Annotated in this window: 14 protein-coding genes; 2 read left to right on the top strand and 12 right to left on the bottom strand. The window is 71.6% G+C overall.

The window, feature by feature from the left end; all coding sequences use genetic code 11:
* Positions 1–3: 3 nt before the first annotated feature.
* On the bottom strand, positions 4–894 hold the full coding sequence (locus tag FVE25_RS32405) for a LysR family transcriptional regulator (protein ID WP_157250908.1): 891 nt from the start codon (positions 892–894) through the stop codon (positions 4–6).
* 118 nt (positions 895–1,012) lie between these two features.
* Here FVE25_RS32405 and FVE25_RS32400 point away from each other — a divergent pair, with 118 nt between their 5' ends.
* Positions 1,013–2,107 carry an MFS transporter gene (locus FVE25_RS32400; protein ID WP_246267738.1) on the top strand — a complete coding sequence of 365 codons (1,095 nt, stop codon included), beginning with the start codon at positions 1,013–1,015 and terminating at the stop codon, positions 2,105–2,107.
* On the opposite strand, the gene mutM is transcribed toward FVE25_RS32400, so the two are convergent.
* The 8 genes from mutM to FVE25_RS32360 form a co-directional block, all read right to left on the bottom strand.
* Positions 2,055–2,897, bottom strand: coding sequence for a bifunctional DNA-formamidopyrimidine glycosylase/DNA-(apurinic or apyrimidinic site) lyase (mutM, locus tag FVE25_RS32395; RefSeq protein ID WP_157250906.1), 843 nt, complete (start codon positions 2,895–2,897; stop codon positions 2,055–2,057). The two genes, FVE25_RS32400 and mutM, sit on opposite strands and share 53 nt — an antisense overlap.
* Positions 2,898–3,617, bottom strand: a complete 720-nt coding sequence (gene rnc, locus FVE25_RS32390) for a ribonuclease III (RefSeq protein WP_157251002.1) — start codon at positions 3,615–3,617, stop codon at positions 2,898–2,900.
* A gap of 209 nt (positions 3,618–3,826) precedes the next feature.
* A complete protein-coding gene (gene rpmF / locus FVE25_RS32385; protein ID WP_157250905.1) occupies positions 3,827–4,006 on the bottom strand; it encodes a 50S ribosomal protein L32 in 180 nt (59 codons plus the stop codon).
* 1 nt (position 4,007) lies between these two features.
* Entirely contained in the window at positions 4,008–4,526 is a 519-nt protein-coding gene (locus FVE25_RS32380) for a YceD family protein (RefSeq protein WP_425489516.1), read from the bottom strand.
* Between the two features lie 105 nt (positions 4,527–4,631).
* Complete coding sequence (coaD, locus tag FVE25_RS32375) at positions 4,632–5,108, bottom strand: pantetheine-phosphate adenylyltransferase (RefSeq protein WP_157250903.1); 477 nt, start codon at positions 5,106–5,108, stop codon at positions 4,632–4,634.
* Positions 5,109–5,123: 15 nt separating this feature from the next.
* Positions 5,124–5,690: a 16S rRNA (guanine(966)-N(2))-methyltransferase RsmD gene (rsmD, locus tag FVE25_RS32370; protein ID WP_157250902.1), complete on the bottom strand. Its 567-nt coding sequence runs from the start codon at positions 5,688–5,690 to the stop codon at positions 5,124–5,126.
* Between the two features lie 1,083 nt (positions 5,691–6,773).
* Positions 6,774–8,951: an ATP-dependent DNA helicase RecG gene (gene recG, locus FVE25_RS32365; protein ID WP_157250901.1), complete on the bottom strand. Its 2,178-nt coding sequence runs from the start codon at positions 8,949–8,951 to the stop codon at positions 6,774–6,776.
* Between the two features lie 34 nt (positions 8,952–8,985).
* Complete coding sequence (locus FVE25_RS32360) at positions 8,986–10,530, bottom strand: DAK2 domain-containing protein (RefSeq protein ID WP_157250900.1); 1,545 nt, start codon at positions 10,528–10,530, stop codon at positions 8,986–8,988.
* Positions 10,531–10,729: 199 nt separating this feature from the next.
* Between FVE25_RS32360 and rpmB the strand changes: the two genes are divergently transcribed.
* Positions 10,730–10,915, top strand: a complete 186-nt coding sequence (gene rpmB, locus FVE25_RS32355; protein ID WP_049556934.1) for a 50S ribosomal protein L28 — start codon at positions 10,730–10,732, stop codon at positions 10,913–10,915.
* Between the two features lie 75 nt (positions 10,916–10,990).
* Here the strand turns inward: rpmB and thiD are convergent, their stop codons facing one another.
* The 3 genes from thiD to FVE25_RS32340 form a co-directional block, all read right to left on the bottom strand.
* Positions 10,991–11,821: a bifunctional hydroxymethylpyrimidine kinase/phosphomethylpyrimidine kinase gene (thiD, locus tag FVE25_RS32350; RefSeq protein ID WP_157250899.1), complete on the bottom strand. Its 831-nt coding sequence runs from the start codon at positions 11,819–11,821 to the stop codon at positions 10,991–10,993.
* A 16-nt stretch (positions 11,822–11,837) separates the two neighbouring features.
* Entirely contained in the window at positions 11,838–13,859 is a 2,022-nt protein-coding gene (locus FVE25_RS32345; RefSeq protein WP_157250898.1) for a cellulose binding domain-containing protein, read from the bottom strand.
* Between the two features lie 175 nt (positions 13,860–14,034).
* A complete protein-coding gene (locus FVE25_RS32340) occupies positions 14,035–14,985 on the bottom strand; it encodes a thiamine-phosphate kinase (protein WP_157251001.1) in 951 nt (316 codons plus the stop codon).
* Positions 14,986–15,082 lie beyond the last annotated feature (97 nt).

The raw sequence follows: 15,082 nt of genomic DNA, 5'->3' as shown, positions 1-15,082 counted from the left end.
AGTTTAAGACCAGTTTTCCGCATTTTGGACAGCGGTTTCGTTGAACGCCCTGACCGTCGCCGTCATCCCCGACCGCGACCAGACCAGGCCCAGCTCCGACGCCGGCAACCCGGTCACGGGCACGAACACCACGTCGTCACGGCCGTGGTAGGCGGCGGTCGGCGTGCAGAAGAGCATCCCGCCCCGGCTCAACGCCACCTGCGTGAGCCCCTCCTGGGTGGTGGCCACCCGGCAGCCTACGGGAATCGGCGTGCCGTCCGGCGTGGCCTCGGGCGCGATGAGCGTCTTCCAGCGGCGCGGAGCGGGCCCCTCCAGGCCGACCAGCGGGATCCCGGCCAGTTCCTCCGCCTCGATGGCCGCCCGCCGCGCCAGCGGGTGCCTGGGCGACAGCGCGAGCTTCATCCCCTCCCGGTTGAGCGGGTCTCCGGTCTGCAGGTCGGGCTCGTCCACCGGCAGCAGCGTGAAGGCCACGTCCACCAGGCCCGCGCGGACCTTGGTGAACGGGTCGGACAACGGGATCTCCACCATCTCGACCGCGCACTCCGGGTAGCCCTTCTCGAAGGCGGCGACCGTGCGCGTCACCACCTCCGACGGCGTGCCCAGGAATCCGACCCTGAGCAGGCCGTACACACACTTGGCCGCCGAGCGGGCCCGGCCGACCGCCTCGTTCAGCCCGTCGTAGGCGGGACGCAGATCGGTGAGGAAACGCTCGCCGAGCGGCGTCAGCCGTACCTGGCGGCTGGTGCGGTCGAACAGCCGCGCGCCGATCGACTGCTCCAGCGAGCGCACGATCTGGCTGACCCGGCCCGGGGACAGGAACAAACGCTCGGCCGCCCGCGCGAAGTGGAGCTCCTCGCTCACCACGACGAACGTCTCCAGCTCACGAAACTCCATCCACACTCCTTAGCCCAGCTAAACCAAGGATTCGAGCTCCGTCATTGTTCCCGGGCCGCCTGGTCCAGAGGCTGTGACCATGACGACACTTGCGATGACAAGGGCATATTGGCCAGCCGTGGTCACGGTCTCGGTCGGCACATTCACCGTGGTGACCAGTGAGATGTTGCCCGTCGGCCTCCTGACGCCCATGGGCGCCGCCCTGGACGTCTCCGACGGCACGGCCGGATTGACCATGTCCGCGCCCGGCCTGATCGCCGCGATCGCCGCCCCGGCCATCGCGGCGGGCGCCGGGCGCGTGGACCGGCGGAGGCTGCTGTCCGGGTTGATGGCCCTGATGGTGGTGGCCAACCTCGCCGCCGCCCTGGCGCCGAGCTTCTGGGTGCTGATGGCCGCCCGGGTGGTCACCGGCGTGGGCATCGGCGGGTTCTGGGCCTTCGCCGGGACGCTGGCCGTCCGGCTGGTGCCCCACGCCTCCGTGGGCCGGGCCACCGCGATGATCGCCGGAGGCGTCTCCGTGGCCTCCGTGGCCGGCGTGCCGGCCGGCACCCTGATCGCCTCCATGGCCGACTGGCGCTGGGCCTTCGGCGTGATCGCCCTGCTCGCGCTGGCCGTCATGGTCGCCCTGCTGATCGCGCTGCCGCCGCTGCCCGCCACCGGCGCCCTCCGCCTCGGCGGCGTCTGGCGCGACCCCGCCCTGCGCGGCGTCCTCATCACCACCGGCCTGCTCGTGATCGGCCACTTCGCCGCCTACACCTACGTCCGGCCGTTCCTCGAGCTCAGCGGCGCCGCCATCAGCCTCACCCTGCTCGTGTACGGCCTCGGCGGCGTCGCCGGCAACTTCGCCTCCGGCTGGCTGGCCCCGCGCAACCCCCGTCTCACCCTGATCGGGCTCGGCATCCTCATCGCCGTCGCCACCGTCACGCTGCCGCTGGCCGGCGACCCGTTCCTGCTCGTGGTGCTGTGGGGCGTCTCCTACGGCGGCGTCTCCGTCACCGCCCAGCTCTGGATGATCAAGTCCAACGGCGGAGAAGCCGGCATGGCGTGGCTGTCATCGGTGTTCAACGCCACCATCGCCACCGGCGCGCTCATCGGCGGCCAGGTCGTCGATCACGTCTCGATCCCGGCCGTCATGTGGCTCGGGGCCGCCCTGGCCCTGGTCAGCGCGGCTTTCGCTGGCAAGTGGGGCAGGAGTACGACGACCGGTTCATGAACGGGTCACGCCTGATCGGGGTGCCGCAGCGGGAACACGGCAGGTCACGCCGGCCGTACACCTCGAGGGAACGCTCGAAGTAGCCGCTCTCACCGTTGACGTTGACGTAGAGGCTGTCGAACGAGGTGCCGCCCTGGGCCAGGGCGGAGCTCATGACCGCGCGGACCCCGGCCAGCAACTCGCCGATCTTGGGCCGGGTGAGCGCGCGGGTCGAACGGGCCCAGTGCAGCCTGGCCAGCCACAGCGCCTCGTCGGCATAGATGTTGCCGACGCCGCTGATCAGCGACTGATCCAGCAGGGCCCGCTTGACCTCGGTGTTCCTGGCCCTGAGCCTGCGGGTGAAGACCTCGTCGGAGAACGCCGCCTCGAACGGGTCCGGCGCGATGTGCGTGATCGGCTCAGGGACGCCGCCGGTCATCGGGGTGACCATGACGTGGCCGAACGTGCGCTGGTCGACGAAGCGCAGGTCGGGGCCGCCGTCGGCGAAGCGCAGCCGTACCCGCAGATGCTTCTCCATCGGCGAGTCCGGCGGCACCACGAGCAGCTGGCCGCTCATCCCCAGATGCGCCAGGAGCGCGTCACCGGAGCCGAGCGGCAGCCACAGGTACTTGCCGCGGCGCTCGGCCGCGGTGATCGTGCGGCCCTTCAGCCGGGCGGCGAACTCGTCCGCGCCCGGGACATGCCGCCTGATGGCACGCGGATGCAGCACCTCGGCCGCGGCGATCTCCCGCCCGGTGACCCACTCCGCGAGGCCGCGGCGGACGACCTCTACCTCAGGCAGTTCGGGCATCTAGCCGGCCGGCTGGCTCTCGCGCTGCTCGCGACGGGCCCGGATCCGGGTCCAGGCCGCCTCGGCCGCCTGCTGCTCGGCTTCCTTCTTGCTGCGGCCGGTGCCGGAACCGTAGGACTCGCCGCCCACGCGGACCACCGCGGTGAACGACTTGGCGTGGTCGGGGCCGCTCTCCTCGACGTGGTACTCGGGCACGCCGAGCGCCTCGGAGGCGGTCAGCTCCTGCAACGAGGTCTTCCAGTCGAGCCCGGCGCCCAGCGACGCCGAACGCACGATCAGCGGGTCGAACAACAGGTGCACGACGCGGAACGCCTCTTCCAGGCCCTTGTCCACGTAGATCGCGCCGATCAGCGCCTCGAGGGTGTCGGCCAGGATCGAGGACTTGTCCCGCCCGCCGGTGCCCTCCTCGCCCCGGCCCAGCCGCAGGAAGCGGCCCAGCACGAGGGAACGGGCCACGTCGGCCAGCGCGCGCATGTTGACCACCGCCGCCCGCAGCTTGGCCAGCTGGCCCTCGGGCAGATCGGGGTGGTTGCGATACAGCGTGTCGGTGACCACCAGGCCCAGCACCGAGTCGCCCAGGAACTCCAGGCGCTCGTTGGTGGGCAGGCCGCCGTTCTCGTACGCGTAGGAGCGGTGCGTCAGCGCCCGCTCGAGAATGTCGGAGTCGAGCCTCGTCGAAAGGACTTTCTCCAGCTCGTCTCTGGCGACCTCCACGGCCACCGGCTTAGGACCTGCGCCCACGTGTTTCCTCCTCGGACATCTTCACATGGCGCGATGGCTGTGAAAGATGCCCGAAAACGTGGTGGGCGTCGGGGATGGTGTCCCGGCGTCCACCACGGCCGCGGGCGAACCGCCACCGCACGCATCTCAGACGTTAACGCCGACCGGGGCACAATTGCACCCGGTCGGCATCACGTCAACTCTGCGAATCAGGCAGACGGCTCGATGACCTGACGGCGGTTGTAGGTGCCGCAGCTCGGGCAGGCGATGTGCGGCTGCTTCGGCGAACGGCACTGCGGGCAGCTCACCAGCGCGACAGCAGTCGTCTTCCACTGGGAGCGACGGGCGCGGGTGTTGCTCCGCGACATCTTTCGCTTCGGGACGGCCACGTCACTTCTCCTGATCGTTATCGTTCTCGGTAACCAGACCTTGCAACGACGCCCAGCGGGCGTCGATCTTCTCGTGCCGGTGATCCGGGCCGGCGTCAGCCAGCCTGATCCCGCACTCCACGCACAGCCCCTGGCAGTCGTCGCTGCACACCGGGCTCAACGGCAGTGCGAGCACCGCCGCGTCGCGGAACGTCGGCTCGAGGTCCAGCAGCTCACCGTCGAGCAGCGAATCCTCCTCCGAGGCGTCCTCGTCGGAGTAGAAGAACAGCTCCTGCAGCCCGACTTCGATCTCATCGGAGATCGGGTCGAGGCACCGCGCGCACTCCCCGGCAAGGGGGGCCCGCGCCGTGCCACTGACGAGCACGCCTTCCATCACTGCTTCGAACCGGAGATCCAGCTCGACTTCGGCGTCCTTGGGGACACCGATCATGTCGACGCCGAGATCCACCGGTGCCGGCAGCGAAAGGTGGCGCTCCAGCATCGAGCCCGGCCGCCTGCCCAGGTCATGGGTGGAGATCACCCATGGGGAGCGGGGGTCTAGGTGCTGAGTCATCCTTGCTCTCGCTAGGCATGGCGAAACGATCGCCGTCGTACAAGGCCGAATAGAAAGAATACCAGGCCCCGGTCAGCCTCTGAGCCGCTCGATGAGCAGCTTGTGCACCAGGTCCGGGACCAGGCCGGATACATCGCCGCCGTAGCGGGCGATCTCCTTTACCCGGCTGGACGAGAGGAAAGAGTACTCGGGGTTGGTCGGCATGAACAACGTCTCCACCCCCGACAACCGGTAGTTGAGCTGGGCCATCTGCAACTCGTAGTCGAAGTCGCTGACCACCCGGATGCCCTTGACGATGGCCGGGATGTCGTTCTGCTTGCAGAAGTCGACCAGCAGGCCGTGGAACTTCCGCACCTTGACGTTGGGGAACTCCTTGGTCACGGTCTGCAGGATGTCGATCCGTTCGTCGACCGTGAACAGGCTGCTCTTCTCGAGGTTGATGAGCACCGCGACGGTCACCTCGTCATACAGCCGGGCGGACCGGATGATGATGTCGAGATGACCGTTGGTGATGGGGTCGAACGACCCCGGGCAGACAACGCGACGCAAGACGCCCTCCCAGTCTTACGGGTCCTTGGCGGCGCGACCGTACCAAACGGCCGCTTCGCCGTAACGACGGACCCTCTCCTCAACGTAGCCTTCCGGCCATATCACGGCATTTCCCCGACTCTCGCGTTCAACCGCGATCAGCGCATCCTCCGCCAGCCAGCCGTTGTCCCTAAGCCCGACCAGAACCTCCCGCACCTCGTCATCGGACACGGCGTAGGGCGGATCGGCGAACACGATGTCGTACGCCGCCTCCGCGGGCTTGGCCAGCACCCGCTCCACCCGATCCGGCACCACCTGCGCCCCCGCCAGCCCTAGCGACGCCACATTCGCCCGAATAGTCCGCACAGCCTTGGCATCCGCCTCGACCAGCAGCGCATGCACGGCCCCGCGCGACAACGCCTCCAGCCCGACCGCCCCCGACCCCGCGAACAGATCCATCACCCGGGCGCCCGCCAACCCGTGCAGCGAGTCAAGGGTAGAGAAGATCCCTTCCCTTGCCCTGTCGCTGGTAGGTCGCGTATTCCGCCCCGGCGGCACACTCAACCGGCGCCCACCCGCGCTCCCCGCGATGATCCGAGTCATGGACGCCATTCTTCCCCATGTCACCGCAGGTCAAGAGTGGACAAGTGTCGGCCTCGACTGCGCAAGGGTGATTCACATCGGGCGGACGGGCCCCCATGATGATGACTGCGGCCTTCGAGGTGACCCAAATGGAGGCCGACCGGCGTGATCGTGAGCCCTTCCGCACGCCGGGTCCCTCGGCACCTGACCCGAGGGTGGGCCCAGCCGGGGACGGCATTCGGGGGGAGGCCGTCCCCGCCGCTGGGCCCAATACTCATGTAAGGATCTTCTCCCCCAGACTCTTCTCACCCCTCAAACGCCCCATCTCTTACGGCGCGGCCAGCTCTCTCTTCTCACCCTTCAGACGCCCCACCCTTTACGGCGCAGCCAGCTCTCTCTTCTCGCCCCTCAAACGCCCCACCCTTTACGGCGCAGCCAGCTCTCTCTTCTCGCCCTTCAGACGCCCCATCTCTTACGGCGCAGCCAGCCTGCCCCCACCCGCCGTCGTGGGTTTCCGCCGATCGTGGGGGTCGCTTCTCACGTCGGACGTGGTCCCCGCCGCAACGGCCATCCGCAGACCACCCGCCATGGCCCACCTCGCTCACCGCCCAAGGGCGCCGATCCCCGCCGCACCACACCCCACCGCGCGGCGCCCAACACCCCGCTTCGCCGCCCGGAAGCCAGTCCACCCCGGAAGCCAGTCCACCCCGGAATCCAGTCCGCCCGGAAAGACTGCTGCCCGGAAACACTGCTGCCCGGAAGCCAGTCCGCCCGGAAACACTGCCGCCCGGGATCCCCGGCCGACGCTCCACCCGGCAAGCCCTCATCCGGCCGCCCAACTCCTACTCCGCCGAACCCAGCGGCTCACCACCTGGCCAGCCATCACAAGACCACCGCACCGCCAAAGCCAGTAACCCCAATCAAGCCACCCCACCCCCGCCCAGCTACCCCAGCCCAGCCGTGCCCGGCTCCCCCAGCGCACCTCTGCCCAGCTACCCCAGCCCAGCCCTGCCCGGCTGCCTCAGCCCTGCCGTCTCAGCTCAAAGCCCAGTCAGGCGGCCGGGCCGGCCAGGGGTAGCCGAGCGTGCCGGGGGCTCTCGGCGGTTAGGTTTTCTCCAGGTAGTCGGCCTTTTCGTCGGCCAGCAAGCGGGTGATCTCCGCCCGCAAGCCCGGGTGGGATGTGAGGTCCGGGTCGGCGTCCAGGAGGGCGGCGGCCTCGGTGCGGGCGGCCTCGATGACGTCCTCGTCGCGCAGCAACTGGAGCATCTTCAGCGATGACCGCTTGCCCGACTGCGCCGCCCCCAGCACGTCGCCCTCCCGGCGTTGTTCCAGGTCGACCCGGGACAGTTCGAACCCGTCCAGGGTCGCGGCGACGGCGTCCAGGCGGGCGCGGGCCGGAGTGCCCTCGGGGAATTCCGAGACCAGCAGGCACAGGCCGGGCAGGCCGCCCCGGCCCACGCGGCCGCGGAGCTGGTGGAGCTGGGAGACGCCGAAGCGGTCGGCGTCCATGATGATCATGACGGAGGAGTTGGGCACGTCCACGCCGACCTCGATGACCGTGGTGGCCACCAGGACGTCCACCTCGCCGCGGGTGAAGGCGCGCATGACCGCGTCCTTGTCCTCCGGCGGGAGCTTGCCGTGCAGGACCGCCAGGCGCAGGCCGTGCAGCGGGCCCTCGGCCAGCATCTCGGCCACCTCCAGCACGGCCAGGGGCGGGCGGCGTTCGTCGTCGGCCGGCTCGGCGGCCAGGTCGCCCTCGTCTCCCTCGAGGTCGCCGATGCGCGGGCAGACGATGTACGCCTGACGGCCCAGCGCGACCTCCTCCCGCACCCGTTGCCAGGTGCGGTCCAGGAAGTGGGGCTTTTCCGCGGCCGGGACCACGTGGCTGGTGATGGGGGCGCGGCCGGACGGGAGCTGGGACAGCGTGGAGACCTCGAGGTCGCCGAAGACGGTCATGGCGACCGTGCGCGGGATCGGGGTGGCGGTCATGACCAGGACGTGGGGGCGTCCGCCGCCGGCCTTCTCGCGCAGGGCGTCGCGCTGCTCGACGCCGAAGCGGTGCTGCTCGTCCACGACCACCAGGCCCAGGTCGGCGAACTGCACGTGCTCCTGCAGGAGGGCGTGCGTGCCCACGACGATGCCAGCCGTACCGGAGGCGGCGTCGAGCAGGGCCGCGCGGCGGGCGGGGGTGCCCATCGAGCCGGTGAGCAGAGTGACGGCGGTGCCGCCGAACATGCCGCCGGTGGCGAGGTCGCCGAGCATGGCGGTGATCGAGCGGTGGTGCTGCTGGGCCAGGACTTCGGTGGGCGCGAGGAGGACGGCCTGGCCGCCGGCGTCGACGACCTGGAGCATCGCGCGCAGCGCGACCACGGTCTTGCCGGCGCCGACCTCGCCCTGGAGCAGGCGATGCATGGGGTGGGCCAGGCCCAGGTCGGCGGCGATCTCCTCGCCCACCGCGGCCTGGCCTTCGGTCAGGGAGAAGGGCAGGCGGGCGTCGAAGTCGTCGAGCATGCCGCCGGCGCGGCGGGGCCGGGGGCGGGCGGGCCAGGCGGTGGCGGCCTGCCTGCGCTGCAGCAGGACGGCCTGCAGCACGAACGCCTCGTCGAACTTCAGCCGCTCGCGGGCCCGCTGCACGTCGCCGAAGTCCTTGGGGCGGTGGACGGCGACCAGGGCGTCGGCCAGATCGGCCAGGCCGCGGCGGCGGCGCAGCTCGGCGGGGAGGGGGTCGTCGAGGGGGCCGAGCGTGTCGAGGACGATGCCGATGGCCCGCCTGATCGCCCAGGGCGTGAGGTCCTTGCCCGCCGGATAGACCGGGACCGGCGCGGTGGAGAACTCCTCGGCGCTGGTCTCGCTCTCGTCGAACAGCTCGAACTCGGGATGGCTGAGCTGCCAGCGCGGGGTGGCGCGGGCGCCGTACATGCCGACCTTGCCGGCGAACATGCCGCGCTTGCCGGGTTTGAGGCGGTTTTCCGCGACGTGGGAGCCCTTGCCGAAGAACGACAGGTAGATCTTCTTGCCGGTGCCGTCGACGACCTCGACCTCCAGCCAGGTGCCGCCGCGGTTGCGCATGGGCTTGCGCATCGCCCGGGTGACCTCGCCGGACACGGTGACGTGCTCGTCGACCTCCAGCATGTCGAGCGCGGTCAGCTCGCCGCGCTCGGCGTAGCGGCGCGGGTAGTGGCGCAGCAGGTCGCCGACCGTCTCCAGGCCCAGCACGCTGTGCAGGAGCTTGGCGGTCTTCGGGTCGAGCGCCTTGGTCAGCGGCTCGTCGAATCGACTCACGACACTAAGTTCTACCGCTTGTCACCGACAGGAATCACTCCACGCCGATGAGCAGCGGATAGCCGCCCTGGCCGCCGTCGTAGACGACCAGGTCCACGTCGGGGCGGCCTGCGGACAAATGCCGCTCGACGTGCGGCGTCAGCCGTACCGGGACGTCCTTGCCCTTCACCAGGGTGACGAGCTCGCCGCCGCCCGCCAGCATCCGGTCCACGACCAGCGTGGCGACCTCCTCCAGGGCGTCGCCGATGTGGACCACGTCCCCGTCGATGAGGCCGAGCACGTCGCCGGGACGGCACAGCCCGGCGCTGGTCACGGCCTCGCGGTCGGCGACCGTCACGTGGCCGTAGCGGGTGTGGCCGGCGGCGTCGGTCATGGCGACCACGTCGTCGTCGAAGCGGCGCAGCGGGTCGTGCACGGCCAGAGCGGCCAGTCCCTGCACGGTGGCCTTCGTGGGGAGCACGCTGACGGCCACGCCGTCCTCGCGGGCGATCTCCGCCGCGGCGGCGGCCACGTCGCGCACGCCCTCGTCGTTCGGCAGCACCGCCACCTCGCCGCCCGCCTCGCGGATCGCGGCCAGCATCTCGGGCAGCGCCGGGCTGGTGCCGGGCGCCCGCCGTACCACGACGGCCCCGCACTCCTCGAACAGCGCCGCGATGCCGTCGCCCGCCGCCACGGCCACCACGCCCCGGCCGGTGTCCGCCCGATGCGTGCGCTCCGCGAGGTACGTCACCCTGATCCGGTGCGGGCGCCCCGCCTTCAGCGCCGCCTCGATCGCCGGGCCGGCCTCGTCCACGTGCACGTGCACGTTCCACAGCCCGTCGCCGCCGACCACCACCAGCGAGTCGCCCATCGCGTCGAGCTCGGCGCGCAGCCCGGCCACCGCCGCGTCCTCGGCGTCCAGCAGGTACATCACCTCGTACCCCGCGCCCACCTCGGCCATCGGCGTCACCCTGGCCGTCGGCGCGGGCACCTCGAAGCGCCTGCTGTAGGAGCCGGTGACCACCGCCTCCAGTGCGTCCAGGATGATCGCCAGCCCGGCGCCGCCCGCGTCCACGACCCCGCTGCGGGCCAGCACGTCGAGCTGCTCGGGCGTGCGCCGCAGTGCCGACCGCGCCTGCCCGGCCGCCGACCGCGCGACCTCTTCGAGGTCTCCGTCCAGATCGTGTACGGCTCCCGCCACGGCCGTCAGCACGCTGAGCACGGTCCCCTCGACGGGCCTGGCCACGGCCTGCCTGGCCAGCTCGGCCGCCCGGATCAGCCCGGCCCGCAGGTCGGAGCCGCCCTTCAGCACCTCGGCCAGGCCGCGCAGCGCCTGGCTGACGATGACACCGGAGTTGCCCCGGGCGCCGACGAGGGCGCCGTAGGAGAGCGTCTGCCAGACCACGGCCGCGTCCACGTCGTCGGGCAGCGACTCGACCGCCTCGGCGGCGGCCAGCATGGTCAGATGGAGGTTGGTGCCGGTGTCGCCGTCGGCGACCGGGAAGACGTTGAGCGCGTCGATCTCCGCTCTGGCCCGGCCCAGCGAGTCCGCCGCCAGCCGCGCCCACCGCCGCACCGCGGGCGGTTCCAAGACCTGCATGTGCGCGCTCCGACCTCCCCGAATGCGCTACCGTTAATGGAGGAGAATATCCCCGTTCGCCGGGCCGTCCAGTGCTGGGATTCGCACCCACTGGTGCGGATCAGATATTCTCGTCTGGCTAGCCGGTTGTCCCGGCATGCCCTCCGCCCGGAAAGCATCAGCGGACAGGGCTACATCGACTGTTTTAAGGAGCGATACCGTGGCTTCCGTCTGCGATGTCTGCCGCAAGGGGCCGACCTTCGGCAACAACGTGTCCCACTCGCACCGCCGTACCCGTCGTCGTTGGAACCCCAACATCCAGACGGTCCGCGCGGTCATCGGCGGCACGCCGAAGAAGCTGAACGTGTGCACCTCGTGCATCAAGGCGGGCAAGGTCACCCGCTAGTCCCGACTTTTCCGCGAAGCCCGGCGCGCCCCGAGAGCGCCGGGCTTTCGTGGTGCCCCGGGACTCGCCGTACTCCTAGCGCCAGTGCCAGGCGTGGTCGACGCGCCAGTGCCAGGCGTGGTCGACCGGGCCGATGCCGTCGCCCAGGGGGAAGCCGCGGGCGATCGCGCCCGTGACGTACTCCTTGGCCTTCCCCACCGCCGTCGGCACGTCGTCGCCCTGGGCGAGATGGGAGGCTACGGCCGAGGCCAGGGTGCAGCCGGTGCCGTGGGTGTGGCGGTTGTCGTGGCGTTCGGCGCGGAAGCGGTGTTCGACGGTGCCGTCGGTGAGCAGGTCCACCGGCTCGCCCGGCAGGTGACCGCCCTTGATCAGCGCCCAGGCGGGGCCGAGTTCCAGGATCGCGTCGGCGGCGCGGCGCAGGCCGGACTCGTCCTCGACCTTGACCGAGGTGAGCTGCTCGACCTCCCACAGGTTGGGTGTGACCACGGTGGCCACGGGCAGCAGGCGCGAGCGCAGCGTCTCCACGGCCTCGGGAGCGAGCAGCGCGTCGCCGTGCTTGGAGACGCCCACCGGGTCCACGACCACAGGAGCGCTGTAGGCGCCCAGAACCTCGGCCACGACCTCGACCAGCACAGGGGAGGCCAGCATGCCGGTCTTGACCGCCTGGGCGCCGATGTCGCCCAGCACGGACTCGAGCTGCGCGCGCACCGCCTCCGGCGGCAGCTCCCAGTAGCCCTGGACGCCCAGGGAGTTCTGCGCCGTGACCGCGGCGATGACGCTCATGCCGTGCACGCCGAGGGCGAGCATGGTCTTGAGATCGGCCTGGATACCCGCGCCGCCGCCGGAGTCGGAGCCGGCGACGGTCAGCACACGGGGTGGGGTACGCGGAGGGGTCGAATCCGTCATATCCCCATCCAACCACTCAGCTCAGCGAGCACTCCCCACCGACCAGCCCGCAGTTCTCCGGCGTCTGCCCCTTGCCGGTGGCCGTGAACGAGATGTCGGCCACCGCGCCCGTCGCCATCGACTGGGACAGGTCGATGATCAGGAGCTGGCCGTCCTGGGTCCAGTCGGCGCCGCTCACGTGCGTGACCCGGCCGGAGACCGGCAGCGACAGCGTCATGCTGCTCATCGTCTGGGCCGAGGAGTTGGTCACCTCGAGGCTCGCGCGGTAGCCGGTGATGCCCTGATTGGTCACGCCGAACTTCACGTTCACCGAACTCACGTTGGGCGCCTGCCTGACGCCGGACGACGGGGAGTTCTGCGGGTTCGGCACGGCGTCCGTCGGGAACGTGCCCGAGGTCGGCTCCGCGGTGCCCATCGGCTCGTCGGTCGGCTCCTCCGTGGCGCTCGACGTCGGCGTCGGCGCGGGCGGCTGCACGGTGGGCTTGCCGGTGTTGCGCTCCTTGGTCTTGGTCGGCGTCGGCTTCGGCGTGGGAGTGCTGCGCCTGGGCGCCCGGACCGTCGCCGAGGGCGACGGCTTGGCCGACTCCGACGGGACCGGCTCCTCCGACTCCGTCTCCACCGGCTCCTCGTCCGGCTCGCCCTCGCCCGGTCCCGTCTCACTGACCGACGGCGGGGCGGGCTGTCCGCTTCCTGCTGTCTGTACGGCGGAGCAGTTCCCCTGCGGGCAGTCGCGGGAGGAGCTCATCATGTTGACCCCCGCCACGGTGCCGCCGAGCACCACGGCCACGGCTGCCACCGACAGCAGGGCCACCCGGGCCTTGCCGCCGCCCGACGTGCCGCCGGGGAGATCGCCGTCCCGTCCGCCCTGCTTGCGACGGCCGCGCCTGCGGCTGCCCGCGGCCTCGTCCGGCCCGCCGTCGTCGGAGGACCAGCCGGCGCCCATGAAGCCGTCGTTGCCCTCGGCCCAGGCGGGCACCGGGGAGACCACGGTCGGGGAGCCGGCCACCTTCACGTCACCGGGTTCGGGCGGGAAGCCACCCGTCTCCGCCTGGGCGGCGAAGTCGCCGGTGCCGGGCGGCTGGGCGGCGAACGGGTCGGAAGGAGCACCGCCGGGGCGGGTCGCGAACGGGTCGGGCGGAGGACCGCCGGGGCGGGTCGCGAAGGGGTCGGACGGAGGACCGGGGGCCTGCGCCGCGAACGGGTCGGACGGAGCGCCCGGAGCCTGCGCGGCGAACGGGGCCGCCGAAGCTCCCGGAGCCTGCGCCGCGAACGGGTCGGACGGGGCGCCCGGGGTCTGCGCCGTCACGGGACCGGACGGGTTCCCGGGGAACGGGTCGTTCCCCTGGACGGGAGCGTCGCCGGGCCGCGTGGCGAAGGGGCCGGCGGAGAAGGCCGCGGTGGCTCCGTCGGCCACCGGCTCGCCGAAGCGCTGGGTCTCCTCCGGCGAGCGGCCGGCCGGGCCCGCGCCGAAGGCGCCCGCGGCAGGAGGCTCGAAGGCGCCGGGGCCACCCGCCACAGGACGGTCGCCGGGGCCGCCCGCGACCGGGCGGTCGAACGGACCCCTCGGACGGTCGAACGCCTCAGGCCGGTCGAGCGCACCCTCAGGACGTCTGAAGGCGCCACCCGCTACGGGACGGTCGGCGGCCCCGCCCGGCGCCGGACGGTCCTTGGGCCCGGCCCCCTGAGGTTGCGGGGGTGGGGCGAAGGCGCCCGTGGTCTCGAAGGGCTCAGGGGCGCGCGGTCCCCCCGGAGGCGCGTCGTAGGACTCGGGCCGGGCGAAGGCCCCGGTCGTCTCGAACGGGTCCGAATCCGCGGGCCCGGGGTCCGGGGCGTCGCCGGTGAGGCGGGCGCCCGGGCGCGGGGCCCACTGGCCCGTCACCTCGATCTGGTCGGGCGGTGCCGGCCAGCCGGGTTCCCGGTCGTCCCCGACGGCGAAGAAGGAGCTGGTGGCCGTAGGATCCGGGGCGGCTGACCAGGCGGCGGCTGGATCGGCGGTGAACCTTTGGTCCTCCTCCTGAGAGTCTCCGGACCTGTCCATCCCCCAATCGTCGCCGTCATCGGATCCACCTGTGCCGTGGCGGCCCATCTGGCTGCCCTTTCTGCCGGTTACAGAGGCCGCCAATCTTCATAACACCTTTACTACGCCTTTGTCACAGCTTTCCCGGCAGTCACGCTGTAATCCCTGAAAATTTTACATAAATCGGGACAAGTCGTCACTGGAAGTGGTCCCACCCACGCGGCCCCTCGTCACGCCCTGTAACCAGAACGCCCTCCCCCGTCTCGATCCGGCCCACGATCCGCCACTCCGGCGGCAGCCGTACCGCTGAAGGGAAGACCGCGACCAGGGCGTGGTCCTCACCCCCGCCCAGCACCCAGTCGAGCGGGTCGGCCCCGAGTTCCTCGGCCGCGGCCAGCACCGGCTCGGCCACCTCGAAGGCGTCCGGGTCCAGGATCACCCGCACCCCGCTGGCCCCCGCGATGTGCCCGAGGTCCTGCAGGAGCCCGTCGCTGACGTCCAGCATCGCCACGGCGCCGAGCCGCGCCGCCTCGGGCCCCTGCGCGTACGGCGGGCGCGGCCGGCGATGTCCTTCCACCGCGGCCGCCAGCGGCCCGGACTCCGGCGCCTTCCCTCCCGACCCGAGCAGAGCCAGCCCGGCGGCGGAGTAGCCGAGCCGCCCGGCCACGGCGACCACCTGCCCGGGACGGGCGCCGGATCGGGTCACCGGCGGCGAACCGGCCAGGTCCCCCAGCGCGGTGACCCCGATGACCACGAGGTCCGCCCGCGCCAGGTCGCCGCCGACGACCGAGGCCCCGACCAGCGCGCACTCCTCACGCAGGCCGTCCGCCAGGCCGTCCACCCAGTCCACGGGCAGGTCGGCCGGCATGGACAGGCCCACGACCAGGGAGGTCGGCCGGGCGCCCATGGCGGCGACGTCGGCGAGGTTCTGGGCGGCGGCCTTGCGGCCGACGTCGTAGGGCGTGGACCAGTCGCGGCGGAAGTGGTTGCCCTCCACCAGGAGGTCCGTGGAGACGACGACCCGGCCGTCGGGGGCGGCCACCACGGCGGCGTCGTCCCCGGGGCCGAGCAGCACGCCCGCCCCCTGCGGCAGCCGCCGGGAGATCCGGGATATCACCCCGAACTCTCCGAAATTTCCGACGTTGATGGTGCACCTCCTGTGAGAACTAACGTATGCGGAAAGCCGCCCGAGCCCCCCGCCAGGGTGCCTGCGCACGGCATACGTATGCTGAATCACACGCAGG

The sequence above is a fragment of the Nonomuraea typhae genome, from assembly GCF_009760925.1.
In the GTDB taxonomy this organism is placed as follows: domain Bacteria; phylum Actinomycetota; class Actinomycetes; order Streptosporangiales; family Streptosporangiaceae; genus Nonomuraea; species Nonomuraea typhae.
Note: the sequence above shows the minus strand (reverse complement) of the source record. Positions and strands in the feature narration are given on the sequence as shown.

Coding starts and splice junctions, on each gene's coding strand:
- rsmD (WP_157250902.1), bottom strand. CDS start 5,690: ATGACTCGGATCATCGCGGGGAGCGCGGGTGGGCGCCGGTTGAGTGTG.
- FVE25_RS32360 (WP_157250900.1), bottom strand. CDS start 10,530: ATGCAGGTCTTGGAACCGCCCGCGGTGCGGCGGTGGGCGCGGCTGGCG.
- FVE25_RS32345 (WP_157250898.1), bottom strand. CDS start 13,859: ATGGACAGGTCCGGAGACTCTCAGGAGGAGGACCAAAGGTTCACCGCC.
- thiD (WP_157250899.1), bottom strand. CDS start 11,821: ATGACGGATTCGACCCCTCCGCGTACCCCACCCCGTGTGCTGACCGTC.
- mutM (WP_157250906.1), bottom strand. CDS start 2,897: ATGCCCGAACTGCCTGAGGTAGAGGTCGTCCGCCGCGGCCTCGCGGAG.
- FVE25_RS32405 (WP_157250908.1), bottom strand. CDS start 894: ATGGAGTTTCGTGAGCTGGAGACGTTCGTCGTGGTGAGCGAGGAGCTC.